Here is a 25,272-nt window from a genome sequence, read left to right as displayed (position 1 = left end):
AGGTTTGCGTCAGGATCCCGCCTCCGGTTGACGCAAACCTCTTGATCAACGCAGCTGGACCGGGGTCAGACCAGGGCGCGGTCCCGGCCTGCCGGGAACCGGTCCAGGACGCCGGTGTTGGCCAGGGCCTTGGTCAGCAGCCAGCCACCGGCGCCGGCGATCACCGTGGCGCTGACGATGGTGATCAGCGCGTACGGGATGCGGTAGTCGGTCAGCTCGTAGTCGACGTTCCAGATGAAGAAGTCGAACAGCGCGGCGCTGAGACCGGTCAGCGCGCCGGCCAGTACCGCGGTCGGCAGCCGGAACGACCGGTACCGGAAGGCGGCGAACGCCAGCTCCGCGCCGATGCCCTGCACGATGCCCTGCGGGATCACCGTGCCGGCCCACTGGCTGCCCAGCAGCGCGGAGAGGATCGCGGCGACCGTCTCGCAGTAGAGCGCGGCACCGGGCTTGCGGATGACCAGACCGCCGATCACGGCCGGCATCAGCCAGACGCCGTAGAGCAGCGCCTGCGCCGGCGGGAAGAAGGTGAAAGCGCCCTCGGTGGCGCTCCAGACCAGGCCCCACGCCCAGAAGATGACGCCGAAGGCGACAGCGATCACCGAGGCGACCACGATGTCGATGGTGCGCCAACGGTGGGTGTCAGTGGTGGATCTCATGTGTTGCTCCCAGTTCGTGAGTGCGAACCAGGAGAAGACGCACGCCGCGTCCGGTGGCACCGGACTGCGGCGCGGCTGGAGGTCGACCGAACTCCCTGCGCTGGCATTACCCAGATCAGGTTCGAGGGTCTGCGGGCATGCCCGCACTCTCAGCGCTGTGCGCTCCCCTGTCGGATATGAAGTTGTCTCGCTGACGCTAACACCGACCGGGTGCGCGGGCCCAGCAGGGCATCCGCCTGACCTGCGGGAGCGGCCGGCCCGACTCCCAGATGGGTACGCTTCCGATCATGCGGGTCGACGCGCGAGGTCTCACGTTCGAGGTAACCGTCGGTGGTCCGCCGGACGGCGTACCGGTTCTGCTTCTGCACGGTTTCCCGCAGCACAGCGGTGAGTGGGACGACGTCGTGCCGGCACTGCACGCCGCCGGGCTGCGCACGTACGCGCTGGACCAGCGGGGTTACTCGCCGGGCGCGCGGCCCACGGAGGTGGCCGACTACCGCATCCCCGAGCTGGTCGCCGACGTGGTGGCGGTGCTCGACGCCCTCGGCCTGGACGCCGTCCACCTGGTCGGGCACGACTGGGGCGCGGTGGTGGCCTGGGCGGTCGCCGCCGGGCACCCCGAGCGGGTCCGCACCCTGACCGCGGTGTCCGTCCCACACCCGGCGGCCATGGCGTACGCCCTGACCAACGACAGCCAACAGAAGGCCCGGTCGTCGTACATCGCGCTGTTCCGTAAGCCCGGCAAGGCGGAGAAGGTGCTGTTGGCGTGGCACGCCACCGCGTTGCGCAAGCTGCTCGGCGGGGTCGGCGACCGTACCCGGGTGGACCGCTACGCCGACCCGATGCGCGAGCCGGGGGCGCTCACCGCAGCGCTGAACTGGTACCGGGCGATGTCCCGCGCCGACCTGGCCGCGGTCGGCCCGGTCGCGGTGCCCACCACGTACGTGTGGAGTGACCGGGACGTCGCCATCGGCCGGCCCGCCGCCGAGGCGTGCGCGGCGAACGTCACCAGCGACTACCGCTTCGTGCAGTTGGCCGGTGTCAGCCACTGGATCCCGGACGCGGCGCCGGGCCCACTCGCCGAAGCGATCCTGGCGCGGGCCGGCGGAACGGCCTGAGTGGCGGTGGGTCGATCTGGTGGTGGCCGTCGGCACCCCTGGTCGACCTGCTCGGCGGGGGCGGGGTTGACTGGTTGGCCCGCAATCGGATGACGGAGGACGCATGACGGTGAGTGCCGAGGACTACCTGGCCGTGGTGACCGAGACGATCGGCCGGGTGGCCGCCAGCCAGCGGGAGGCGGTAGGCCGGGCCGCCGATCTGATCGCCGAGGCCGTACGCGCCGACGGTGTGGTGCACGCGTTCGGCACGGGGCACTCGGAGGCCCTCGCCATGGAGATCGCGGGTCGGGCGGGCGGTCTGGTGCCGACCAACCGGATCGCGCTGCGTGACCTGGTGCTTCTCGGCGGTGAACCCGCCGGGCGGCTCGGTCCGATGCTGGAACGGGACCCGAGTGTGGCGCACCGCCTCTACGAGTTGGCCCCGGTGCGGCCCACCGACGTGTTCGTCCTCGCCTCCAACTCCGGGGTCAACGGGGCGATGGTGGAGTTCGCCAGTCTGGTCAAGGAACGCGGCCACGGGCTGGTGGCGATCACCTCGGCGCAGCACTCCGGCCGGATGACCTCCCGGCACCCGTCCGGGCGCAAGCTGAGCGACCTCGCCGACGTGGTGCTCGACAACGGAGCTCCGTACGGCGACGCGACACTGCCCCTTCCCGGCGGTGGCGCGGTCGGCGCGGTCTCGTCGATCACCGCGGCCCTGCTCGCCCAGCAGATCACCGTGGAGGTGGTGGCGCGGTTGCTGGCGGCAGGGGAGCGGCCCCCGGTCTACCTGTCGGCGAACATCCCGGACGGCGACGCGCACAACACCGAGTTGGAGGCCCGGTACGCGGGTCGGATCCGGCGCGGGTCCTGAGGATCCCGGCGACGACTCGGCCGGTGCTTGTGGCCGAGGTGCGTCCCCGAGGTGAACGGGAGATGTCGTGAACCTGTTTCGCGCTCGGCCGGGTGGGGCATTGGCGTTGCTGCCGGCGGCCGGGACCGCCGGCAGTAGCGTCTCACCGGAGGTAGCGCGTGTCCAAGGAGACCGAGAAGCAGCGCTGGCAGCGCAACTTCGCCGACCTGCTCCAGGAGTTGCGGGTCGCGCAGACCGGCGTGCAGATCCTCTTCGCCTTCCTGCTCACCCTGCCGTTCAGTAACGGATTCACCCGGACCAGCGAGTTCCAGCGAGACGTCTACATCGTCGCGCTGCTCGCGGCGGCCGCCGCCACCGCGCTGATCATCTCGCCGGTGGCGTTCCACCGGGCGTTGTTCCGTCAGGGGCGCAAGCCGGAGTTGGTGCGGTTCGCGCACCGGATGGCCACCGGTGGCCTCGCCTTCATGCTGATCGCCATGGTCAGCGCGGTGCTGCTGATCACCGACTTCGTGCTGGACCGGCCGATCGCCTTCCTGCTCACTGCACTGACCGGCATCTGGTTTCTCGTGTTCTGGATGATCCTGCCGTTCGTCCGGCGCAACTGGGGTGAGGACGACATCGACGACGATGACGACGACCCGGACACCACCATCGGCCGCTGACCGCCTCGATGCGCACGCACCGCTACCCCTGGGTAACAACCGGGGGTAGCGTGGCGGTAGCCGCATCGAGCTTCGAGGGGGCAGCCGTGACCACGACGCAGAACGGCCGACCGACACCGGACGATCCCGACGCCGCAGCCACCACAGGTGCCGCCGCGCCACTGCCGGCAGAGGCCGGGCAGGTCTCCGAGAAGGAAGCCCGGCAGGTCGCCGAGGCCGCCCGCGAGTCCACCTGGGACCGACCCAGCTTCGGTAAGGAACTGTTCCTCGGTCGGTTCCGGCTCGACCTGATCGACCCGTGGCCCCGATCCGACCCGGGCGACGTGGCGCGCGCCGAGGACTTCCTCGGCCGGTTCCGCGCCTTCCTGACCACCGAGGTGGACGGCGCGGCCATCGAACGCGACGGCTCCATTCCGGACTCGGTGTTCCACGGCCTGGCCGACCTCGGCGCGTTCGGCATGAAGATCGACCGGAAGTACGGCGGGCTCGGCCTCAGCAACCTGCACTACTGCCGGGCGCTGATGCTCGCCGGTTCGGTCAGCCCGGCCATCGGCGCGCTGCTCTCCGCACATCAATCGATCGGTGTGCCGCAGCCGCTGAAGATGTTCGGCACCGCCGAGCAGAAGCAGACCTTCCTGCCCCGCCTCGCCGCCGGCGAGGTGTCCGCCTTCCTGCTCACCGAGCCCGACGTCGGCTCCGACCCGGCCCGGCTGGCCACCACCGCCGAGCCGACCGAGGACGGCACCGGCTACCGGCTCAACGGGGTGAAGCTGTGGGCCACCAACGGCATCGTGGCCACCCTGCTGGTGGTGATGGCCCGGGTCCCGGCCAGCGAGGGGCGTCGAGGCGGGATCACCGCCTTCGTTGTGGAAGGCGACAGCGAAGGCATCACCGTCGAGCGGCGCAACGAGTTCATCGGCCTGCGCGGCCTGGAAAACAGCCTCACCCGGTTCCACGACGTGTTCGTACCCGCCGAGAACGTCATCGGCGGCGAGGGCAAGGGGCTGAAGATCGCCCTGACCACGCTGAACACCGGCCGGCTGTCGCTGCCGGCGATGTGCGTGGGCGCCGGCAAGTGGGCGCTGAACGTGGCCCGGGGTTGGGCCGCCGACCGGGTCCAGTGGGGTCGGCCGGTGGGCGAGCACGAGGCGGTCGCGCAGAAGCTCTCCTTCATCGCCGCCACCACGTACGGCATGGAGACCATGCTCGACCTCTGCTGCCTGCTCGCCGACGACGACCGTAACGACATCCGGATCGAGGCGGCGCTGGTCAAGCTGTACGCCAGCGAGATGGCCTGGACAATCGCCGACGAGCTGATCCAGATCCGGGGCGGGCGCGGCTACGAGACGGCCGATTCGCTGGCCGCCCGGGGCGAACGCCCGGCCGCCGTCGAACAGATGATGCGCGACCTGCGCATCAACCGGATCTTCGAGGGCTCCACCGAGATCATGCACCTGCTGATCGCCCGGGAGGCGGTCGACGCGCACCTGTCGGTGGCGGGCGACATCATCGACCCGGACGCGGGGCTGGGCCGCAAGGCCAGAGCCGGCGCCCGCGCCAGCGCCTTTTACGCGAAGTGGCTGCCCACGCTCGCCGTGGGCCGTGGGCAGAGCCCTTCGGCGTACGCCGAGTTCGGGCCGCTCGCCGCACACCTGCGCCAGGTGGAGCGGTCGTCGCGCAAGCTGGCCCGGTCGACGTTCTACGCGATGTCCCGCTGGCAGGGAAAGATGGAGCGCAAGCAGGCGTTCCTCGGCCGTGTGGTGGACATCGGCGCCGAGCTGTTCGCGATGTCGGCGGTCTGTGTCCGGGCCTCCGCCGAACGGGACACCCGCCCGGAGAACGTCGAGCTGGCCGACTTGTTCTGCCGGCAGGCGCGGGTGCGGGTCGACGCCCTGTTCGCCGCACTGTGGGACAACACCGACTCGGTCGACGCCATCGCCGCGAAGCGGATCCTCGCCGGCCGGTACGCGGGTCTGGAGGACGGTGTGATCACCCCGTCCGACGAGCTGCCCTGGGTCGCCGGCTGGACTCCCGGCCCGTCCACCGCCGAGGACGTCCGCCGCCGAATCCCACCGAAACCGTAACCCGTCTCGTGTGGGCCGGTCTCGTGCGAAGTGGTCCCGTGCGGGCTGGTCTTGTCTGGGCTGGTCTTGTGCGGGCTCCGACCTCCGTGGGCCGACTGTCGCGCGCAGGAGCACGTTGTGCCCGGGTCGTCTGGTTTGATCGACTGCGTATCGGCGAGGTGGCGGTATCCCGCCGCCGCGATGCCCCTACATCGCCGACCTGGAGTTGATCAGCCGGCGCGTAGTGCAGAGGCCTGCGCGGCAGCGGCGGTCAGCGGGAAACCGCCCAGGCCAGCACGCCCGCCAGGATCAGGCCGTTGAGCCCGGCCAGCGCCAGGTACGCCGCGGGCGGGATCTTCTTGCCCTGCCGGAGGAAGGCAACCAGGACGGCGGCGTAGCCGAGCAGAAGGACGGCGATGACGACGAGGAAGTAGAACACCCGAAGACCTTAGCGGCCCAGGCCGCGCCGGCCTGAGGCGGCGCAGCGCACACGCCCAGCGGGTCCACCGTGTCTTCCTTGATCAGGTGATGAAAAGTAGCTCAGACACAGCGCGGAGACCTACTTTTCATCACCTGATCAAGGCAGGGCGCGATGGTGGCGGGTGGCGGGTGGCGGGTGGCGCGTGGCGCGTGACGCGTGGCGCGTGACGCGTGGCGCGGGGCGCGGGGCGGGTGACGCGTGGCGCGTGACGCGTGGCGCGGGGCGCGGGGCGGTGGCGCGGGGCGGGTGGCGCGTGGCGCGGGGCGGGTGGCGCGGGGCGCGGGGCGCGATGGTGGCGCGGGGCGCGTGGCGCGGGGGTGACTCAAGGCGGGGGAGGTTAGCGGTCCCGGCTGCGGAGGCCTAGTTGGCGCAGCTCCAACGCGGCCAGCGCGTCGACTGTGGCGTCGTCGCCGCGCCGCCACGCCTCGGCGACGTCCGGCGCGATCCGGGTCAGCCGGCCCAGCGGCTGGGTGGCCAGTGCACGCAGGGCGAGCAGGTCCCGGCCGGCCGGCCCGGCGGCCAGTTTCGCGGCCGACCCGGCCCGGCGCATCCAGCGCACCCGCAGCGGCAGCCATCCGAAGAGCACCAGGCCGAGCGGGAAGATCAGCACTGCGATGGCAAGGGCGAGGGCGAGCTGGTCGACCAGGTGTTGCTGGTCCCGGCCGGCGTCGGCGAGCCCTCGGGCGGCGTCGGCGGCCTGCCGGAAGGGCGCGGTCAGCTCGTCACCCACCAGCGGAACCCGACGGACCTTGCCGCCCGCGTCGGCGAGATTGTCGGCGAGGCCACTGCCGGCGCCCTCCAGCTTCTGCCCCGGTACGGCGAGCTTCTGCACCAGGTCGTGCAGCCACAGCGCGCCCCGGATCGCCGCGTACACCCAGGCGACGACGAGCAGGTCGGTGAGCAACTGGCGGACGGCGGTCGGAAACCGATCGGCATAGATTTTCACGCCGGACAGCGTGTCACGAACGACGACGCCCCGGCACCCGTCGATCGGCGGCCGGCTGGGCACCGCCGGCGGGGCGACAGAAGACGGTGTCACGGCCGCGCCGGCCGAGCACCCGCTACGCCGTGGCGCACGAGTCGTGGATCAGCCGAGCCGGAGGTCCACGAACGCGATGGTGTCGCCCGGCAGGACGTACCGGTCGATCTCGACGAAGCCCTGGTGGCGGGCGAAGCGGAGGCCGTCGTCGTTGGACGCCAGGACGACGGTGTGCACGACCTGCGCGCCCAGCTCCCGGGCCTTGGCCAGCCCGCGCTGGTAGATCTGCGCCCCGAAACCCCGGCGACGCTTCTCGGGCAGCACTCGCGCGATCACGGTCGCCGGCTCGGACGTCGGGGGTCGCACCGTCGAACAGCCCACCGGCACCCCGTCGACGTACGCGACCTCGAGGATGTTCCGCTGCGCGCGGACGGCGATCTCGTCGGCCGACAGCGGATCGGTGGGGATGATCAGATTGTGGATGTGTTGCCAGTCGAGCGTCGTCGCGTCGCTGCCCACCGCCTTGACCCGCACGAACTGAAGATCTGTCACGCGGACAGGTTAGTCAGCGGACGCAGGTCGGGCAGGTCCCGAAGATCTCCAGGGTGTGACTGACGTCGGCGTAGCCGTGCTGCGCGGCGACCCGGTCGGCCCAGCTCTCCACGGCCGGACCGGCCACCTCGACGGTGCTCCCGCAGGCGCGGCAGACGAGGTGGTGGTGGTGCCCCTCGCTGCACCGGCGGTAGAGGTGCTCGCCGCCCGGAGGGCGCATCACGTCGATCTCGCCGGCGTCGGCGAGCCCTTGCAGGGTGCGGTAGACGGTGGTCAGGCCGACCCGTTCACCGCGCTGCCGCAGCATGGCGTGCAGGTCCTGGGCGCTGTGGAAGCCCTCCATCTCGCCCAGCAGCGCGCTCACCGCCGAGCGCTGCCGCGTGTTACGCACCGCGGCGCTGCTCTCGCTCATGATCCCTCCCCGGCGTGGCTGACCGCGTCCGCCACGATGTGTGCGACGTGCTCGTCGACGAGGCTGTAGGCGATCTCCCGACCACGGCGGGAACCGCGGACCACTCCTGCGCCGCGCAGCACCCGCAGGTGCTGGGAGACCAGCGGCTGCGCGGCGCCCAGTTTCTCCACCAGCTCGTGCACGCATCGTTCACCATCGGCCAGTTCGCTGACGATGGCCAGCCGGATCGGCGCGGACAGGGCGCGGAGCAGCTCGCTGGCCCCGTCGAACCCGTCGTAACCCGTCGCGCTGGTCATCTTGTAACGGTAACCAATACCACCGACGTCCCGCTGATCAGGATCAGCTCAGCACGACCTCGTGCGGTTCCGGTGCTGGTGCGGCGGCCGGTGTCGCCCGGCGGCGCAGCGTCCGCCAGACGCCGCCGGCCACGGCCACGACCAGGAAGGACGCGATCGCCACCAGCACCACCGAGGCGCCGGGAGCGGTGTCCGCCGTCGCCGCCACCCAGACACCGGAGCCGGCGGCGAAGAGCCCAAGCGCCATCGCGGCGGCCATCGTGCTGCGGAACCCCCGCGTGACCTGCTGGGCGGTGGCCACCGGCACCACCATCAGCGCGCTGATCAGGAGCACCCCGACGGCCCGCATCGCGATGGTCACGGTCACCGCTGTGGCGACCGCGATCAGCAGGTTCAGCGTGCGGACCGGGAGGCCGGAGACCCGGGCGTACTCCTCGTCGTGGCTGACCGCGAAGAGCGCCGGCCGCAGCGCGATCATGGTGACCAGGATCGCGGCGCCGAGCACCCCGATGGTGACCAGGTCGGCGGGCGAGATGGTGGTCAGCGACCCGAACAGGTAGGCGTTGAGGTTCGCGCTGGTCGCGTCCGAGAGGCCGACCAGCAGGACACCACCCGCGATGCCGCCGTAGAAGAGCAGGGCCAGGGCAAGGTCACCGGAGGTACGCCCTCGGGCGCGCACCAGTTCGATGGCGACCGCGCCGATGGTGGCGGCGATCACCGCGACCAGGACCGGCGAGCGGTTGAGCAGGAGACCGGCCCCGACGCCGGTCAACGCCACGTGCCCGACACCGTCACCGATCAACGCCAGCCGGCGCTGCACCAGGTAGATGCCGAGCGCCGGGGCGGCCAGGCCGATCACCAGAGCGCCGATCAGGGCACGCTGCATGTAGGGGTACTGGAAGAGTTCCATGGGTCAGTTGCTCCACAGCCCGGCGGGCTCGTCGTAGCAGTGCGGGTGCACGTGGTCGTGGTCGGGCGCCGCGTGGTGCCCGGCCGGGTCCGGCACCGCGCCGTCGTGGGCGATACGACCCTCGTGGACGACGACCGCCCGGCTGATGACCGGCCGCAGGGGGCCCAGCTCGTGCGCGACCAGCAGCACCGTCCCGCCGTCGCCCACGAAGTCGCGCAGCGCGCCGGCGAACGCCTCCTGGCTGGCCGCGTCCACCCCGGCGGTGGGCTCGTCGAGGACCAGCAGTTCCGGTTTGCCGGCCAGGGCGCGGGCGATCAGGGTGCGCTGCTGCTGGCCGCCGGAGAGCGTGGCGACCGGGTCGCCGGCCCGGTCGGCGAGCCCGACCGCGAGCAGCGCGGCGTCGACGGCGGCGCGGTCGGCGCGGCCCGGTGGGCGGAGTACCCCCCGGCGGGCCAGCCGGCCGGAGGCCACCACCTCGCGGACGGTGGCCGGTACGCCGCCTCCGGCGCCCAGGCGCTGCGGGACGTACCCGATGCGGGCCCACTGCCGGAAACGCCGCAGCGGCCGGTCGAAGAGGGTGACCGAGCCGGCGCTGAGCGGCACCAGCCCGAGGACGGCGCGGATCAGGGTGGACTTGCCGGACCCGTTGGCGCCGAGCACCGCGACGACCTCGCCGGCGGTCACGGTGAGCGAGATGTCCCGGAGCACGGGGCGGCCGTCGTAGCCGACCACCCCGTGCTCGACGGTGATGACAGGTGCGGTCACGAGCAGCTCAAGGCCGTCTGCAGGGTCTGCAGGTTGGTACGCATCACCGAAAGGTAGTCCCCGTTGCTGCCGGCGGCGAGCCCTTCGATCGGGTCCAGCACGGCGGTCTTCGCGCCGACCTGGCCGGCGATGGTCTCGGCGACCTTCGGGCTGACCAGCGTCTCGAAGAAGATCGTGGTGGCCTGGTGCTCCTTCGCCTCCTCGATCACGTGCGCGAGCCGCTGCGGCGAGGGCTCGACGTCCGGGCTCAGCCCGGTGATGCCGACCTGGTCGAGCTGGTACCTGTCGGCGAGGTAACCGAACGCCGCGTGACTCGTCACGATCTCCCGCCGCTGGCAGGTCGCCAGACCGGTCTTGAACTCGCCGTCCAGAGCCGTCAGGTCGGCGCGTAGCGCCGCGGCGCGGGCGGTGTAGTCGGCCGCGTGGTCCGGGTCGGCAGTGCCGAGCCGCTGGGCGAGCTGGTCGCCGATGCCGGCCAGCCGGGTGGGGTCGAGCCAGACGTGCGGGTCCTTGCCGCCGCTCTCCTCGGTGTGACCCTCCTCGCCCTCGTGGTCGTGCCCGCCGGCGGAGGCGTCCAGCAGCGGCTGCACGCTCGTCACGTCGAAGGCCCGGTCGCCGCCGTTCTGCGTGACGGCGTCGTCCACGGCCGGCTGGAAACCCTTGAGGTAGACGATCAGCTCCGCGTCACTGACCTGGCCGACCTGGCTCGGGTTGAGCTCCAGGTCGTGCGGTTCGGCACCGGGCTTGGCCAGGTTGGTCACCCGGACGGCGTCGCCGCCGATCCGCTCGGAGAGGAACTGGAGTGGGTAGAACGCGGCCACCACGTCGACTCTCTTCGGGTCGGCGCCGGCGGAGTCGCCGGTGGAGCAGCCGGCCGCGGCGCCCAGGGCGAGCAGGGCGGTCGCGGCGGCCAGGACACGGTACGGGGCGCGGTTGTTCATGTCATCAACTGTCCGTGGCAACGATAATGATTGTCAAAAACGCATGAACGCATGATTGCATGTCAGAGCAGCTTCGCGAGGCCCACCGTCACGAGCAGGGTCAGCATCAGCAGCCGGATCAGGCGGGTCTGCGGCGCCTGAACCGCCCAGGTCGTCGCCAACAGGGCGATCAGACCCGCGGCGAGCGCCAGTGTCAGCAGCCCGCCGATCACCCCGGGCGTGAAGAACGCCACCAGCACCACCACCAGGGTGAGCAGGAACACCGACGTCGGGTTCGCCCCGGCCAACCGGGCGAGCAGAGGGCGCTGCGTACGCTGCATCCCACAGACTCTACGAGGAGGGGACCCCGTTGCTGGTGACCAACCGGTTCGTGGTCGACGTCGATGCCGCCGACGACTTCACCGAACGGGCGCACGCCGCCCTCACCGCCCTGGCCGCCCGCCCCGGCTACCTGCGCGGTCAACTGGTCCGGGCGCTCGACGACCCCCGGTACTGGTCGCTGGTCACCGAATGGGAGTCCGTCGGCACCTACCGGCGGGCGCTCGGCGCCTTCGACGTCAAGGTCAGCGCCGTGCCGCTGCTCGCCGAGTCGGTCGACGAGCCCTCCGCGTACGAGGCGCTGGCCGTCGCGGCGCCCGGGGGAGCGGTGGTCGTCGCCGAGAGTGATCGGGCTGCGGGTCCTTACCGCTGAGCCGGCGGACACTACGCTGCTCCTATGACCGCACCCGCCCCGCCACCCGGACCCGGGGTGGCTCCGCCGTTCGCCGCGCCGCCCACCGAGGGCCGCCGCACCCGGCTCTGGCTCGGCCTCGGCGTCGGCGCGCTCGCCGTGGTGCTCTGCTGTGGTGGAGGCGGCACCGCCGTCGTCGGCCTGGCCGTCAGCGGCGTGCAGGCGATCCGGGAGCAGGCCCGCACCGTGACCGGCGACTACTACCAGGCGCTTGTCGAGCGGAACTACGGGCGGGCGTACGACCAGCTGTGCGACGACGCGCAGCGGCGTGAGTCCCGGCCCGAGTTCGAACGGCGTGCTGCCGCCGAACCACAGGTCGCGGCGTTCCGGGTCGGTGAGGTGGACACCACCAACCTGACCGTCCCGGTCGACGTGACGCTCGCCGGCGGCGACCGGGAGCAGCAGCAGGTCAGCCTCGGCCAGGACGGGCAAACCGGGGGCGTGGAGGTCTGCGGGGTCAGCTGACCCGCCCCCGGTATTCTGCTGGGCTCAGGGCCCCGGTGGTCGTACCGTGGTTCCGAACTGACCGTTCCATCCACATCTCGCCCCCGCCGACCGCCAGCCGGCGTAGGAGGAAAACATGCCAGCCGACCGTATCGACGCCGTCGTCAGCCTCGCCAAGCGCCGAGGCTTCGTCTTCCCCTCCAGCGAGATCTACGGGGGCACCCGATCGGCGTGGGACTACGGTCCGCTCGGCGTGGAGCTCAAGGAGAACGTCCGCCGGCAGTGGTGGAAGACCATGGTCCAGCAGCGCGACGACGTGGTCGGCCTCGACTCCGCCGTCATCCTGGCCCGCAAGGTGTGGGAGGCGTCCGGCCACATCGCCGAGTTCGTCGACCCGCTGACCGAGTGCCAGTTCTGCCACAAGCGTTTCCGGGCCGACCACCTGGAGGAGGCGTACGCCGAGAAGCACGGCAAGCCGCTGAACTCGCTGTCCGAGTTGAACTGCCCCAACTGCGGCAACAAGGGCACCTTCACCGAACCGAAGATGTTCAACGGCCTGATGAAGACCTACCTGGGCCCGGTGGAGAGCGACGAGGGTCTGCACTACCTGCGTCCGGAGACCGCGCAGGGCATCTTCGTCAACTACAAGAACGTCGAGACGGTCGCCCGCAAGAAGCCCCCGTTCGGCATCGCGCAGACCGGTAAGTCGTTCCGCAACGAGATCACGCCGGGCAACTTCATCTTCCGGACCCGCGAGTTCGAGCAGATGGAGATGGAGTTCTTCGTCGAGCCGGGCACCGACGAGCAGTGGCACGAGTACTGGCTCCAGGAGCGCTGGAACTGGTACCTCGACCTCGGCCTGTCGGCTGACAACCTGCGCCTCTTCGAGCACCCCAAGGAGAAGCTCTCGCACTACTCGAAGCGGACGGTGGACATCGAGTACCGCTTCCAGTTCGGTGGCAGCGAGTTCGCCGAGCTGGAGGGCATCGCCAACCGCACCGACTTCGATCTCTCCACGCACAGCAAGCACTCGGGCGTCGACCTGTCGTACTTCGACCAGACCAAGAGTGAGCGCTGGATGCCGTACGTCATCGAGCCGGCCGCGGGTCTGACCCGCGCGGTGCTGGCCTTCCTGCTCGAGGCATACGACGAGGACGAGGCGCCGAACACCAAGGGCGGCGTGGACAAGCGCACCGTGATGCGTTTCGACCCGCGGCTCGCCCCGGTCAAGGTGGCGGTGTTGCCGCTGTCCCGCAACGAGGCGCTGTCGCCGAAGGCCAAGGACCTCGCGGCGCTGCTGCGCAAGCGCTGGGTGGTGGAGTTCGACGACTCGCAGGCGATCGGCCGCCGCTACCGCCGGCAGGACGAGATCGGCACCCCGTTCTGCGTGACCGTCGACTTCGACACGCTGGACGACAACGCCGTGACGGTCCGCAACCGGGACACCATGGCCCAGGAGCGGGTCTCCCTGGACCAGGTCGAGCGTTACCTGATCGAGCGCCTTCCGGGCTGCTGAGACGCTGCGCACGGGGCCTCGGCCGACGCGATGAGCGCCGGTCGGGGCCCCGTACACTTGTGCGGTGACTGCCTCGACCATGCCCGTGCTGCGGCCGTTGACTCTCGGGCCGTACCAGGTGTGGCCGCCGGTGGTGCTCGCCCCGATGGCCGGGATCACCAACGTCGGGTTCCGCCGGCTCTGCCGGGAGCAGGGCGGCGGCATCTACGTCTGCGAGATGATCACCACGCGTGCGTTGGTCGAGCGCAACCCGAAGACGCTGCGCATGATCGCTTTCGGCGACGACGAGAAGCCGCGCAGCCTCCAGCTCTACGGCACCGACCCGGAGATCACCGCAGCCGCCGTCCGGATCGTGGTCGAGCGCAACCTGGCCGATCACATCGACCTCAACTTCGGCTGCCCGGTCCCGAAGGTCACCAGGCGCGGCGGCGGTGCGGCGTTGCCGTGGCGGCGTCGGCTCTTCGCCCGACTGGTGCGGGCCGCCGTGGATGCCGCGGCACCGTCCGGGGTGCCGGTCACGGTCAAGATGCGCAAGGGCATCGACGACGACCACCTGACGTACGTCGAAGCGGGGCTCGCCGCCCAGGAGGCCGGCGTGGCCGCGGTGGCCCTGCACGGGCGGACCGCGTCGCAGCGGTACTCGGGCACCGCCGACTGGGACGCGATCGCCACCCTGAAGCAGGCTCTCGACGTGCCGGTGCTCGGCAACGGCGACATCTGGGAGGCCGACGACGCGCTGCGGATGGTCGCGCACACCGGCGTGGACGGCGTGGTCGTCGGTCGCGGCTGTCTGGGCCGGCCGTGGCTCTTCGCCGACCTGGAGGCCGCCTTCAACGGCCGGCCGGAGCGGCGACTGCCCACCCTCGGCGAGGTGGCGGCGACCATGCGTCGGCACGCCGAGCTGCTGGTGGACCAGTTCGTGGCGGGCGCCCGCAACCCGGCCCGAGGCGAACGCGACGGCTGCACCGACTTCCGCAAGCACGTCGCCTGGTACCTCAAGGGTTTCCCGGTCGGCGGCGAACTGCGCCGCTCACTGGCGATGATCGAGAGCCTGGCCCAGCTCGACGACCTGCTCGGCAAGCTCGACCCGACGGAGCCGTTCCCGGTGACCGCGCTGGGCCAGCCGCGCGGGCGCACCAACTCGCCGGGCAAGGTCGCCCTGCCGGACGGCTGGCTGGCCAGCCGGGACGACGACACCGTCCCCGAGGGCGCCGAGATGGACGACTCCGGCGGCTGAGTCCCTGGTCCGCGACGGGTCGCCGTCGGCGGCGTGTCTCTGCCGGCCGGCACCGTGACACCACCAACAGCCCGCGCCGACTGCTCGTCGTCAAGATCCGCGCAGTATCGGTGATGTTGCTGCCTCCCGGCGCGTTGAGGCAGCACTTTCCCCGATGTTGCGCGGATCTTCCGGCGGATTCCGTGCTCTTCGGTAGGTCTGGCGCGGGGCGCTGACCTGGGCATGGTGAAGGGCCGGGCCCCGTGGCGGGGTCCGGCCCTTCGGTGTTGGTGTGCTGTGGTGGTTTAGCTGGTGGCGTAGCCGCGGGTGGCGATCCAGTCCGCGAGGTGCTCGACGGTGACCTCGTAGGAGGCGGTGTTCGGGTCGGCGGAGTCGGCGATGGTGACGGTGGTGCCGTTGTCGCGGTAGCCGACGACGCTGATGTAGTGCCCACCCTCGAAGGAGTGGATGCCACCGTCGGTGTCGGTGGTGGTGCCGGCGATGTTGGCGACTACGGCCCGGCCGTCGTCGACAGTCTTGACGATGTCGGCGCGCAGCTGGTCGGTCTGCTTGTCGTCGGCCTTGGGGGTGCTGATCTCGACGGAGTGGTAGGCGTCGTTCTTGCCGGTCTCCTTGTTCAGCACGGGGGTGATGTCGTTGATGGAATTGGTGCCGGCCTCGGTGGTGCCCATCTCCTTGGCCATGGCGTCCACGCTGATGTCCTTGCCCTGTACGGACAGGGCGTTACGGGCGGCGGCGGGGCCGCAGTAGTAGAAGTTCGGCTGGGCTTCGTAGCGCACGCCCAGCTGACGCTCGCCGTGGCCGTTGCGGTCGGTCTGCGCCTGCGACGCGGGCTTGCTGGTGTTCGGGGCGGCGAAGGCGGTGGTGACGGGTCCGGCGATGGCGCCGCCGGTGAACGCGAGGCCGGCGGCGGTCAGGGCGGTCTTACGAATCAGATCGGTACGCATGATGGCGTGCTCCTCTGCTTCATCGGGGGATACCGCACGACTCAAGGGGGGACGGCCGTGCGGGGAAAGTTCACTGCCCGGCGGCCCGTGGGGCCGGCGTCGGGACAGAGCACAACGGTCCGGGGCGGCGGATCATTCCGCCGGGCTCCTCGGCCCGGGTGCTGCGGGGGTGTAACCGGGTGGGGCGGCGGATCATTCCGCCAGCTTCCAGTCCCGGGTGCTGCGGGGGATGTAACCGGGGTTGGCTGGCCGGTGTTCCCGGCGGCTGCCCCGCACCGACGACCGACAGTCGCGGTGGCGTGCCAGGTATAACGACCCCGCCCGGCCGACGATTCCGCCATCCTGGTGGCCCCGGCCACGGGACGTTACGCCTGATAACGGGACATCGGGGCGGGGTGACCCACGCCGGGGCGGCGATGTGGGGGTGTTCGGGTCGGAGGATGCCACCACCTCGGCGATCTGGAGTCGATCACCGAGGCGGTCGCTATGTCAGGTCAACGCCCTCTCGGGTGGTGTCGGACTGCGTGGGCACGGCCGGGTCGCGCTGTGCGGGGATGGCCGGCCCGCTCGGCCAGGGGATCTCGGGCGCGCGGTGGAAGGCGATCCCGGCGGCGTCCCAGCGTGGGCCGTGGCCGGCCAGGCGGTCGCGGAAACCGGCCCAGTCGTGGGTCTCCCGGGGCGACCAGCCCAACTCGGCGATGGCGGGGAGCCGGGGCAGGAGCAGGAACTCGATGTCGGTCAACGAGGTGACCGACTCGGTCCAGAGCGGGGCCTCCACGCCGATGACCGCCGCGGAGGGCACACCTGCGACGTGCGCGCCCGGATCCCAGTCGTACGACTTCCGCACGTCGATCAGGCCGGCCCAGTCGTGCCCGATCGGGGTGTCCGCGGCGTACTTCATGTCCAGGTAGGCGTGGTTGCCCGGGGAGACGATCAGTCGGGCGCCCTGGCGTACGGCCTCGACGGTGGTGGGGTCTTCGCCGTCCGTGCCCCACCACTGCAGGACCCGCCCGTCGACGGGGGCGGCCGGCGCGAGCTGGTGCCAGCCGACGACGGTCTTGCCGAGGCCGGCGACGATGCGTTGGACCCGCTCGACGAAACCGGTGTAGACCTCGCCCTTCACCTTGAACGCCTCGTCGCCGCCGATGTGCAGCCAGGGGCCGGGTGTGATCGCGGCCAGTTCGCCCAGCACGTCCGCGATGAAGTCGTACGTCCGGTCGTCGGCCGGGTCGACGTAGCTGAAACCCACCTCGGTGCCGGTGTACGGCTGCGGCGCGATCTTGTCCGGTGCCAGCTCCGGGTAGGCGACCAGCGCCGAGTTGGTGTGCCCGGGGAGGTCGATCTCCGGGACGACCGTGATGTGCCGGTCAGCGGCGTAGGAGACGATCCGCGTGTAGTCGGCCTTGGTGTAGAACCCGCCGGGGCCGCCACCGACAGCGGTCGCCCCGCCGACAGTGGTCAGCTTCGGCCAGGAGTCGACGGCGATCCGCCAACCCTGGTCGTCGGTGAGGTGCAGGTGCAGGTGGTTGAGCTTGTACCGGGCCAGGTGGTCGACCACCCGCAGGACGTCCTCGACGGCGAAGAAGTGCCGGGCGACGTCGAGCATCGCGCCCCGGTACGGGAACCGGGGCACGTCGGTGATGGTGCCGCCGGGCAGCGCCCACCGTTCGGTGACCGGGGTCGGGCTCTCGATGGCCGCCGGGAACAGTTGGCGCAGCGTCTGCACGCCGTGGAAGAGGCCGGCGGCGGTGCCGGCGGTGACGCGTACCCCATCGGTGGTGACGTCGAGCCGATAGCCCTCCGCGCCGAGGTCGGCGGCGGTCTCGTCCAGCACCAGGGCGATGCCGTCGGCCGGTGCCGGCGTGGCGGCGTCGGTGACCGGCAGCGGGTAGCCGGTGGCCGGGCGCAGCAGATCGGCGAGCTGCTCGGCCACAGCCAGAGCGGCGGGGTCGGAGCTGGCCACGATGACCGCTTCGGCCGGAAGTGTCCAGTCTCCGGTCGGGTCCGGCTGGACCTGCCGGGGGGCGGGAACGACGTCGGGCAACCGGTGCGGGGCCGCCGGGGCGAGCACTGTACGGGCGGCCTGCTCGGCCGCGCGGGCCAGCGTGGCCGCGCCCGGTTCCTCCGCCGACAGCGGCGCGGGGGTGGTGGCGGGGCCGGGGGAGTGGGCGGTCGACACGGCGGCGACTCCGGGGGGGTGTATTCGCGTCGGTTATGGCAAAAGTGAGGTTCACCGGTTGGCGTGCCATCCAGCGTACGACGCCCGGCGGGGGTGCGTGTTGGTGCGCATGGAAGCGTTCCCAGAAAACGGTACGAACACGGATAGTCGTGATGGCTGTGCCAATTGTCACCGAACGGTCCCAGGTCGCTCGATGGTCGCTTAACCTTCGCCCACCGATCGGCGTCGACCCGGGATTACCGGTGGTCCGCCTCGGGGTACAGAAAACTGAACCTTCGTTAAGTGTCAATCCGGCGCGTGTGTTGTGGAGGCTCTGGTGGCAGCGCAAGAGACCGTCGATCACAAGTACGTCTACGACTTCTCCGAGGGCAACAAGGACCTCAAGGACCTGCTCGGCGGCAAGGGCGCCAACCTCGCCGAGATGACCAACCTCGGCCTGCCCGTTCCGCCGGGCTTCACCATCACCACCGAGGCCTGCCAGGCGTACCTCGCCACGGGACGGGAGCCGGACGGGCTCGCCGGGCAGATCGAGGCGCACCTGGAGTCGCTGGAGCGCGCGATGGGCAAGCGCCTCGGCGACCCGCAGGATCCCCTGCTGGTGTCGGTCCGCTCCGGTGCCAAGTTCTCCATGCCCGGCATGATGGAGACCGTCCTCAACGTCGGTCTCAACGACCAGAGCGTGGTCGGCCTCTGCGCGCAGGCCGGACAGAACGACAGGTTCGCCTGGGACTCCTACCGCCGCCTGATCCAGATGTTCGGCAAGACCGTGTGCGAGGTGCCGGGCGAGGAGTTCGAGCACGCGCTGGACGAGATCAAGAACGCCAAGGGCACCCACAACGACCTGGACCTCGACGCTGACGACCTGCGTGGGCTGGTCGACGCGTACAAGAAGATCTTCTTGAAGCACACCGGTCGGGAGTTCCCGCAGCAGCCGCGCGAACAGCTCGACCTCGCCATCCGGGCGGTCTTCGAGTCGTGGAACGCCGAGCGCGCCGTGCTCTACCGTCGCCAGGAGCGGATCCCGGCCGACCTCGGCACCGCTGTCAACGTGGTGACGATGGTCTTCGGCAACCTCGGCCCCGACTCCGGCACCGGTGTGGCGTTCACCCGTGACCCGGCCAGTGGCGCGCAGGGCATCTACGGCGACTACCTGGCCAACGCCCAGGGCGAGGACGTCGTCGCGGGCATCCGCAACACAGTGCCGCTGAACGAGCTGGAGCGGCTGGACAAGAAGTCCTACGACGAGCTGCTCGGGTACATGGCCCGGCTGGAGGAGCACTACAAGGACCTCTGCGACATCGAGTTCACCATCGAGCGCGGCAAGCTGTGGATGTTGCAGACCCGGGTCGGCAAGCGGACAGCCGCCGCCGCGTTCGTCATCGCCGGCCAGCTCGTCGACGAGGGCCTGATCGACCTGGACGAGGCGCTGCACCGGGTCAACGGCGCGCAGCTCGCCCAGCTGATGTTCCCCCGCTTCCAGCTCGACCACGAGTTCGAGGCCGTCGCCAAGGGCATCGGGGCCTCGCCCGGCGCGGCGTCCGGCAAAGTCGTCTTCACCTCCGCGCGGGCCGTCGAGCTGGCCGCCGAGGGGGAGTCGGTGATCCTGGTCCGCCGGGAGACCAACCCGGACGACCTGAACGGCATGATCGCCGCGAAGGGCATCCTCACCTCGCGGGGCGGCAAGACCAGTCACGCCGCGGTGGTGGCCCGGGGCATGGGCAAGACCTGCGTCTCCGGGGCGGACGAGATCGAGGTGAACGTCCCGGCGAAGCGCTTCGTCGTGGCCGGGCAGACCGTCAACGAGGGCGACGTCGTGTCCATCGACGGCACCACCGGCAAGGTCTACCTGGGTGAGGTGCCGGTCATGCCGTCGGAGGTGGTGCAGTACTTCGAGGGCAGCCTGGACGCCGAACACGTCGACAACGCCCTGGTTCGGGCCGTACACCGGATCATGACGCACGCCGACGGCAGGCGGCGGCTCGCGGTCCGCACGAACGCCGACACCGGCGCGGACGCGGCCCGGGCCCGGCGCTTCGGCGCCGAGGGCATCGGCCTGTGCCGCACCGAGCACATGTTCCTCGGTGACCGGCGGGAGTTGGTCGAGCGGCTGATCCTGGCCCGCGACGCGGACGAGCGGGAGACGGCGTTGGAGGCACTGCTGCCGTTGCAGCGGGCCGACTTCGTGGAGATCTTCCGCGAGATGGACGGGCTGCCGGTCACCGTCCGGCTGATCGACCCGCCGCTGCACGAGTTCCTGCCGCCGCTGGAGCAGCTCGCGGTGAATGTGGCGGTCGCCCAGGAGCGTGGCGAGGACGTCGCCAAGGAGGAGGCGCTGCTCGCCGCCGTGCGGCGGATGCACGAGGAGAACCCGATGCTCGGGCTGCGGGGCGTCCGCCTCGGCCTGGTCATCCCCGGCCTGTTCGCGATGCAGGTCCGGGCCATCGTCGAGGCCGCGGTCGAGTGCGCCCAACGCGGCGGCGACCCCAAGCCGGAGATCATGGTTCCGCTTGTCGGCGCGGTGCAGGAGCTGGAGACGGTACGCGCCGAGGCCGAGAAGATCATTGAGGAGGTGACCCGGGAGAAGGCGGTCGAGGTGCTGATCGGCACCATGATCGAGGTGCCCCGGGCGGCGCTGACCGCCGGGCAGATCGCCGAGGCCGCCGAGTTCTTCTCCTTCGGCACCAACGACCTGACCCAGATGGGCTGGGGCTTCTCCCGCGACGACGTCGAGGGAGCGTTCTTCTGGCGTTACCTGGAGCTGGGCATCTTCGGCATCTCGCCGTTCGAGTCGATCGACCGCGACGGCGTCGGTCGACTGGTGCGCATCGCCTCCGAGGAGGGTCGAGCTGCCCGGCCCGGGCTGAAGCTCGGCGTCTGCGGTGAGCACGGCGGAGACCCGGACTCGGTGCACTTCTTCCACGAGGTCGGCCTGGACTACGTGTCCTGCTCGCCGTTCCGGGTGCCGGTGGCCCGGTTGGAGGCCGGCCGCGCGGTGGTGGAGACCGGCGGATCGGACAGCCGCTGACGCCGGTCGGCGGCGGACCGGACGACCGGTCCGCCGCCGGCCCTCAGATCGGCGGGCGGCGCCAGGTGGGTCGGGACGGGCGGCGCAACTGCGCGGGCAGGGTCGCCATCGGCGTACGCACGGCCAGCGGCCCGTGTGCCTCCGGAACAGCGGTGGCGCCGACGCCCCCGCCGCGCCGGTCCATCACCGTGCCGGCCCGACGGGCCACGGCGCGGGCCTCCTCGTGCAGTGCTTCGAGATCCTCGCCGGGAGACACGGTGACCAGGGTCAGCAGGGCGGAACGCCCGGCCGGGTAGGTCACCACGCACCCGGTGGTCGTGCGGACGACCGACTCCCGGAACTCGCCACATCGGACGGTGTCGGCCACCCGGTGACCGAGCCCGAAGCTGGCCGCGGCGAGAGCGGCGAGGTGGGTGGCGTCGGTGCTGGGCAGGTCGCTGGAGATGAGCAGCCCGTCGGTGCCGGCCAGGACCGTGCCGGTGATCTCGGGTCGACGACGGCGTAACCCGCGTAGTTCCGTTCCCACCACCGTGTCTGCGTCCACGATCTTTCCCCTTACCGGTCGGGAGTCGCATGTCGATCGGCTGGTCACGTTCCGCGCCGGGAACGCTACCGGCAGCCACCTCCGCCCGCGAGCCCGTAACCGTCGGCGATCGGATGGCAACTCCCGGCCAATCGGCGGTTGTGGGCCCATCGTCGATGCGTCGTGGGCGGGTCGAGCAGTGGTGGCGGGCGTAATCTTGGCTCGCTCGCACACGGCCGATTGCGGAGGCCGTCGAACGGGAAAGGTGACTGAATGACCAGCGTCTGGGAGAACCTCACCGTCGATGCCCGCGACCCGGCGCGACTGGCCCGTTGGTGGGCCGAGGCGCTCGGCTACCAGGTCGTCACCGAGAGTCCGGACGAGGTGGAGATCCGCCAGTCCGCGGACCGCCTGCCCGGCCTGGTCTTCGTGCCCGTGACCGACGCCAAGGACCGCAAGAACAGGCTGCACATCGATCTGCGCCCCGCCGACCAGGAGGCCGAGGTCGAGCGGCTGGTCGACATGGGCGCCCGCCACGTCGACATCGGCCAGGGCGACGTCGAGTGGACGGTGCTCGCCGACCCGGAGGGCAACGAGTTCTGCGTTCTCCGTGAGCGCGAGGAGTGAGCTTGCGGCGGCGGATGCCCGGCTGGTCGAGGAGTCGCCCAAGGACACCGGGCACCGCCGCTCACCGTATGAGCGCGACCGCGCCCGGGTGCTGCACTCCGCGGCGTTCCGGCGGTTGGCCACCAAGACGCAGGTGCACACCGCCGGCACCGACGACTTCCTGCGTACGCGGCTGACCCACTCGCTGGAGGTGGCCCAGATCGCCCGGGAGATGGGTGCCCGGTTGGGGTGTGACCCGGATGTGGTGGACGTGGCCGGGCTCGCCCACGACCTCGGGCACCCGCCGTTCGGGCACAACGGGGAGGCGGCCCTGGATCTGCTGGCCACGCCGTGCGGCGGGTTCGAGGGCAACGCGCAGACCCTGCGGGTGTTGACCCGTCTGGAGGCGAAGGTGCTCGCCCCGGACGGCTCGTCCGCCGGGCTCAACCTGACCCGGGCGTCGCTCGACGCGATCGGCAAGTATCCCTGGCCGCGTCGTCCCGGCGAGCGCAAGTTCGGGGTGTACGCGGACGACGCGGAGGTCTTCGCCTGGATCCGGGACGGCGCGCCGGGGGAGCGGCGCTGCCTGGAGGCGCAGGTGATGGACTGGGCCGACGACGTCGCGTACTCGGTGCACGACGTGGAGGACGGCATCCACGGCGGGTACGTGACGCTGGGCCCGTTGCTGACCGACTCCGACGAGCGGGCCGCGCTCTGCGCCGACGTGGCGGGCGCGTACTCGGGGGAGTCCGCCGACGACCTCGCCGAGGTGCTGGTCGAGTTGCTGGCCGACCCGCTGCTCGCCCCGCTGGCGGGTTACGACGGCAGCCACCGGGCGCAGGTCGCGTTGAAGGCGACCACCAGCGGGGTGACCGGGAGGTTCGTGTCCGCCGCGGTGGCTGCCACGGAGGAGCGTTTCGGGCCCGGGCCGCACCGCCGGTACGCCGCCGACCTGGTGGTGCCCCGACTGGTCCGGGCGCAGTGTGCACTGCTCAAGGGCATCGCGTTGCGGTACGTGATGCGCCGTTCCGGCTTCCGGGGCCGCTACGAGCGGCAGCGGACGATGCTGGCCGAGTTGGTCGCCGCGCTGGTCCGGCGCGCGCCGGACGGGCTCGACCCGATCTTCGCGGCGCTGTGGCGAGCGGCACCGGACGACGCGGCCCGACTGCGGGTGGTGGTCGACCAGGTGGCCTCGCTCACCGACCCGGCGGCCGTGACCTGGCACACCCGCCTCGCGGGCGGAAGTGCACCGCCGACTCACGGCGAGACAGCTTAGGCTAGCCTAACTGGCATGACGGAACGCCCCAGGAACGTCACCACGGCCCGGGTGCTGCGCACCGAGCGGCCCACCCCGCATCTGATCCGGCTCGTCCTCGGTGGGGACGAGTTGACCGGTCTGCCGGTGGGCGAGTTCACCGACCACTACATCAAGGTGGTCTTCCCGCAGCCGGGTGTCGCGTACCCGCAGCCGTTGGACCTCGCCGCGATCCGTCGGGACCTGCCCCGGGAGCAGTGGCCTCGGCAGCGCGCGTACACGGTGCGGCGTTGGGATCCGCTGGCGCAGGAGTTGACTGTCGACGTGGTCTACCACGGCGACGAAGGGCTGGCCGGTCCCTGGGCCGCCGCGCTGCGCCCGGGTGATCCCGTGCACTTCGTCGGCCCCGGTGGGGCGTACGCGCCGAGCCCGGACGCGGACTGGCACCTGCTGGCCGGCGACGAGAGCGCCCTGCCGGCGATCGCCGCCGCGCTGGAGCGGCTGCCGCTGGGCGCCCGGGCCCACGTCTTCGTGGAGATCGCCGACCCGGAGGAGGAGCAGAAGCTGCTCAGCCCGGGGGCGGTCGAGCTGACCTGGTTGCACCGTGGCGAGCGCCCGGTGGGCGAGGCGCTGGTCGAGGCGGTGCGGGCGTTGGAGTTCCCGGCCGGGCAGGTGCACGCCTTCGTGCACGGTGAGGCGGCCTTCGTCCGGCACCTGCGTCGGCTGCTGCGTGGCGAGCGGGGTGTGCCGCTCGACCGGCTCTCCATCTCGGGTTACTGGCGGCGTGGCATGGACGACGAGGGTTGGCGATCCACCAAGGCGGACTGGAACCGGCAGGTGGCGGCCGAGGAGGAGACGCCCGTCGAGGGGGCCAGGGCGGCCTGAGGGTCGTTCATCCCTCGGGTGTGCGGTTGGCCGCGCCGGCCCTGGCGAGTCGACGGCTGATCAGCACCGCGTACCCGACGACCGCGGCCGCGAGCAGGGCCAGCATCAGCCTCGGCTGGTGCACCGTCGTGGTGATCACGCTGACCGACACCACCCCGTACGCGGCGATGGCCAGCCGGGCGGCGCTCGGCCGGGTCCACAGCCAGTAGAGGGCCAGGCCGCATGCCGTCCACGCGACTATCGACGCGCCCAGCAGCAGCCGTAACTCCAGCGGCAGGTGGGTCGCGTTGTCGTCCACCAGCCGGACCACCTGCCCCAGCGCCCAACCGAGCAGCAGCAGTGCGCCGCCGAGCGGGATGTGCAGGTAGCTGTACGCCTGCCCACCGCGGAGCTGAGTCTGGAGCAGGCGGGTGGTGACGAACGTGGTGTAGACCCACCACACGGCTGCCGGGATCAGGAACGCCATCGCGGCGGTGAGGATCATGGGCGGCGGGGGGTGGTCCGGCACGGCGAAGAGCAGGCTGGCCAGCGCGCTACCCAGCACGATGATGGTGAACTGCCCGATCCGTTCCGGCAGGTGCCTGTTGTCGACCGGCCAGTTGTTGAGCCAGCGCGCACCGACCCAGGGTGTGGCCAGTTCGATGACCATCGCGACGACCCACAGGACCGGGCGCAGCTCGGTGGGAGCTGCCAGCGACGCCAACCAGATCAGCCAGCCCGACCCGAAGCCGATCAGGTAGACGGTCGTCACCACGCGGGCCATCGGACCGGTCGGGCGGGCGCGCAGGTACAGCAGGAGCAGCACCCCCCGCACGATCAGGTACCCGACCGGCAGGAGCACGCTCTCCGGCACCTCGTCGACGCCGAGCGTGATCGCGCCCGCCCCGACCAGGGCGACGAGCACCAGCAGCCGGTGCAGCGCGTCGTCCGGATCGAACCGGGTGTCGTAGTAGACCTGTCCCATCCAGGCCCACTGGATCACCACGAAGAGCCCGATCACCGCCAGCACCGCCGTCGGCGACGGGCTCGGATCGTCTCCCAGTCGGCGTACGACGGCCGCCAGCGCGTACACGAAGATGAGGTCGAGGAAGAGTTCCAGCCAGGTGGCGTGGCGGTGACCGGCCTCGTCCTCCTGCGGGGTCTGTCCGCCCAGCCCCATCCACGCGGTCACCCATCCGGGCAGGTGGGGGCTGGCGGTGCGTACCCTGCGCATCTGGTCATGGTCCCCGGGCGG

The 25,272-nt window shown here is 71.3% G+C and carries 26 protein-coding genes and 1 riboswitch; of the genes, 12 read left to right on the top strand and 14 right to left on the bottom strand.

Features of this window, described 5'->3' with window-relative positions; translation table 11 throughout:
• Window positions 1-65: 65 nt before the first annotated feature.
• Window positions 66-659, bottom strand: a complete 594-nt coding sequence (locus O7631_RS31255) for an ECF transporter S component (RefSeq protein WP_278147533.1) — start codon at window positions 657-659, stop codon at window positions 66-68.
• Between the two features lie 74 nt (window positions 660-733).
• Window positions 734-838: riboswitch (TPP riboswitch) on the bottom strand.
• Between the two features lie 108 nt (window positions 839-946).
• Here O7631_RS31255 and O7631_RS31250 point away from each other — a divergent pair.
• From O7631_RS31250 to O7631_RS31235, 4 genes are all read left to right on the top strand, one after another.
• Window positions 947-1,777, top strand: coding sequence for an alpha/beta fold hydrolase (locus O7631_RS31250; RefSeq protein ID WP_278147532.1), 831 nt, complete (start codon window positions 947-949; stop codon window positions 1,775-1,777).
• A 103-nt stretch (window positions 1,778-1,880) separates the two neighbouring features.
• Window positions 1,881-2,630: an SIS domain-containing protein gene (locus O7631_RS31245; RefSeq protein WP_278147531.1), complete on the top strand. Its 750-nt coding sequence runs from the start codon at window positions 1,881-1,883 to the stop codon at window positions 2,628-2,630.
• Window positions 2,631-2,788: 158 nt separating this feature from the next.
• Window positions 2,789-3,292, top strand: coding sequence for a DUF6328 family protein (locus tag O7631_RS31240; protein ID WP_278147530.1), 504 nt, complete (start codon window positions 2,789-2,791; stop codon window positions 3,290-3,292).
• A 161-nt stretch (window positions 3,293-3,453) separates the two neighbouring features.
• A complete protein-coding gene (locus O7631_RS31235; RefSeq protein WP_278148075.1) occupies window positions 3,454-5,376 on the top strand; it encodes an acyl-CoA dehydrogenase family protein in 1,923 nt (640 codons plus the stop codon).
• A gap of 250 nt (window positions 5,377-5,626) precedes the next feature.
• Here O7631_RS31235 and O7631_RS31230 read toward each other — a convergent pair whose 3' ends face one another.
• The 9 genes from O7631_RS31230 to O7631_RS31190 all read right to left on the bottom strand — a co-directional run bounded on the left by O7631_RS31230 (window position 5,627) and on the right by O7631_RS31190 (window position 11,011).
• A complete protein-coding gene (locus O7631_RS31230) occupies window positions 5,627-5,794 on the bottom strand; it encodes a hypothetical protein (RefSeq protein WP_278147529.1) in 168 nt (55 codons plus the stop codon).
• A 379-nt stretch (window positions 5,795-6,173) separates the two neighbouring features.
• Entirely contained in the window at window positions 6,174-6,782 is a 609-nt protein-coding gene (locus tag O7631_RS31225) for a hypothetical protein (protein ID WP_278147528.1), read from the bottom strand.
• A gap of 141 nt (window positions 6,783-6,923) precedes the next feature.
• Entirely contained in the window at window positions 6,924-7,367 is a 444-nt protein-coding gene (locus tag O7631_RS31220; protein WP_278147527.1) for a GNAT family N-acetyltransferase, read from the bottom strand.
• Between the two features lie 13 nt (window positions 7,368-7,380).
• Window positions 7,381-7,779: a Fur family transcriptional regulator gene (locus O7631_RS31215; RefSeq protein WP_278147526.1), complete on the bottom strand. Its 399-nt coding sequence runs from the start codon at window positions 7,777-7,779 to the stop codon at window positions 7,381-7,383.
• Window positions 7,776-8,075 carry a metalloregulator ArsR/SmtB family transcription factor gene (locus tag O7631_RS31210; protein WP_088988100.1) on the bottom strand — a complete coding sequence of 100 codons (300 nt, stop codon included), beginning with the start codon at window positions 8,073-8,075 and terminating at the stop codon, window positions 7,776-7,778. The genes O7631_RS31215 and O7631_RS31210 overlap by 4 nt, the downstream gene beginning before the upstream one ends.
• Before the next feature lie 43 nt (window positions 8,076-8,118).
• Window positions 8,119-8,985: a metal ABC transporter permease gene (locus tag O7631_RS31205; protein ID WP_269682799.1), complete on the bottom strand. Its 867-nt coding sequence runs from the start codon at window positions 8,983-8,985 to the stop codon at window positions 8,119-8,121.
• A gap of 3 nt (window positions 8,986-8,988) precedes the next feature.
• The gene (locus O7631_RS31200) at window positions 8,989-9,750 is read right to left on the bottom strand and encodes a metal ABC transporter ATP-binding protein (RefSeq protein WP_088988102.1); all 762 of its coding nucleotides are present in this window, start codon (window positions 9,748-9,750) and stop codon (window positions 8,989-8,991) included.
• Window positions 9,747-10,691, bottom strand: coding sequence for a metal ABC transporter substrate-binding protein (locus O7631_RS31195; protein ID WP_278147525.1), 945 nt, complete (start codon window positions 10,689-10,691; stop codon window positions 9,747-9,749). Before O7631_RS31195 ends, O7631_RS31200 begins: the two co-directional genes overlap by 4 nt.
• A gap of 62 nt (window positions 10,692-10,753) precedes the next feature.
• Window positions 10,754-11,011, bottom strand: coding sequence for a hypothetical protein (locus O7631_RS31190; RefSeq protein WP_269682802.1), 258 nt, complete (start codon window positions 11,009-11,011; stop codon window positions 10,754-10,756).
• A gap of 29 nt (window positions 11,012-11,040) precedes the next feature.
• Between O7631_RS31190 and O7631_RS31185 the strand changes: the two genes are divergently transcribed.
• From O7631_RS31185 to dusB, 4 genes are all read left to right on the top strand, one after another.
• Complete coding sequence (locus O7631_RS31185) at window positions 11,041-11,382, top strand: antibiotic biosynthesis monooxygenase (protein ID WP_269682803.1); 342 nt, start codon at window positions 11,041-11,043, stop codon at window positions 11,380-11,382.
• A 24-nt stretch (window positions 11,383-11,406) separates the two neighbouring features.
• Entirely contained in the window at window positions 11,407-11,886 is a 480-nt protein-coding gene (locus tag O7631_RS31180) for a hypothetical protein (RefSeq protein ID WP_145779440.1), read from the top strand.
• A 115-nt stretch (window positions 11,887-12,001) separates the two neighbouring features.
• Complete coding sequence (locus O7631_RS31175) at window positions 12,002-13,381, top strand: glycine--tRNA ligase (protein ID WP_278147524.1); 1,380 nt, start codon at window positions 12,002-12,004, stop codon at window positions 13,379-13,381.
• A gap of 79 nt (window positions 13,382-13,460) precedes the next feature.
• Window positions 13,461-14,618 (top strand): tRNA dihydrouridine synthase DusB, encoded by a 1,158-nt coding sequence (gene dusB, locus O7631_RS31170; RefSeq protein WP_145785489.1) that lies wholly within the window; start codon window positions 13,461-13,463, stop codon window positions 14,616-14,618.
• 284 nt (window positions 14,619-14,902) lie between these two features.
• On the opposite strand, the gene O7631_RS31165 is transcribed toward dusB, so the two are convergent.
• Both O7631_RS31165 and O7631_RS31160 read right to left on the bottom strand, forming a co-directional pair.
• Window positions 14,903-15,565 (bottom strand): C39 family peptidase, encoded by a 663-nt coding sequence (locus O7631_RS31165; protein WP_278147523.1) that lies wholly within the window; start codon window positions 15,563-15,565, stop codon window positions 14,903-14,905.
• A 484-nt stretch (window positions 15,566-16,049) separates the two neighbouring features.
• A complete protein-coding gene (locus tag O7631_RS31160) occupies window positions 16,050-17,744 on the bottom strand; it encodes a beta-N-acetylhexosaminidase (protein WP_347403531.1) in 1,695 nt (564 codons plus the stop codon).
• Between the two features lie 316 nt (window positions 17,745-18,060).
• Between O7631_RS31160 and ppdK the strand changes: the two genes are divergently transcribed.
• A complete protein-coding gene (gene ppdK, locus O7631_RS31155) occupies window positions 18,061-20,769 on the top strand; it encodes a pyruvate, phosphate dikinase (RefSeq protein WP_278147522.1) in 2,709 nt (902 codons plus the stop codon).
• Between the two features lie 43 nt (window positions 20,770-20,812).
• On the opposite strand, the gene O7631_RS31150 is transcribed toward ppdK, so the two are convergent.
• Window positions 20,813-21,313, bottom strand: a complete 501-nt coding sequence (locus O7631_RS31150; protein ID WP_278147521.1) for a roadblock/LC7 domain-containing protein — start codon at window positions 21,311-21,313, stop codon at window positions 20,813-20,815.
• A 252-nt stretch (window positions 21,314-21,565) separates the two neighbouring features.
• Here O7631_RS31150 and O7631_RS31145 point away from each other — a divergent pair, with 252 nt between their 5' ends.
• The 3 genes from O7631_RS31145 to O7631_RS31135 are packed head-to-tail and all read left to right on the top strand — an operon-like array spanning window position 21,566 to window position 24,038.
• Window positions 21,566-21,919 (top strand): VOC family protein, encoded by a 354-nt coding sequence (locus O7631_RS31145; RefSeq protein ID WP_278147520.1) that lies wholly within the window; start codon window positions 21,566-21,568, stop codon window positions 21,917-21,919.
• A complete protein-coding gene (locus O7631_RS31140) occupies window positions 21,903-23,174 on the top strand; it encodes a deoxyguanosinetriphosphate triphosphohydrolase (RefSeq protein ID WP_278147519.1) in 1,272 nt (423 codons plus the stop codon). Before O7631_RS31145 ends, O7631_RS31140 begins: the two co-directional genes overlap by 17 nt.
• Before the next feature lie 15 nt (window positions 23,175-23,189).
• Window positions 23,190-24,038 carry a siderophore-interacting protein gene (locus O7631_RS31135; RefSeq protein WP_278147518.1) on the top strand — a complete coding sequence of 283 codons (849 nt, stop codon included), beginning with the start codon at window positions 23,190-23,192 and terminating at the stop codon, window positions 24,036-24,038.
• A 7-nt stretch (window positions 24,039-24,045) separates the two neighbouring features.
• Here O7631_RS31135 and O7631_RS31130 read toward each other — a convergent pair whose 3' ends face one another.
• Window positions 24,046-25,251, bottom strand: a complete 1,206-nt coding sequence (locus tag O7631_RS31130) for a low temperature requirement protein A (RefSeq protein ID WP_278147517.1) — start codon at window positions 25,249-25,251, stop codon at window positions 24,046-24,048.
• Between the last annotated feature and the right edge of the window lie 21 nt (window positions 25,252-25,272).

This window comes from Micromonospora sp. WMMD967, assembly GCF_029626165.1.
In the GTDB taxonomy this organism is placed as follows: domain Bacteria; phylum Actinomycetota; class Actinomycetes; order Mycobacteriales; family Micromonosporaceae; genus Micromonospora; species Micromonospora taraxaci.
This window is presented reverse-complemented; position numbering and strand designations above follow the sequence as displayed.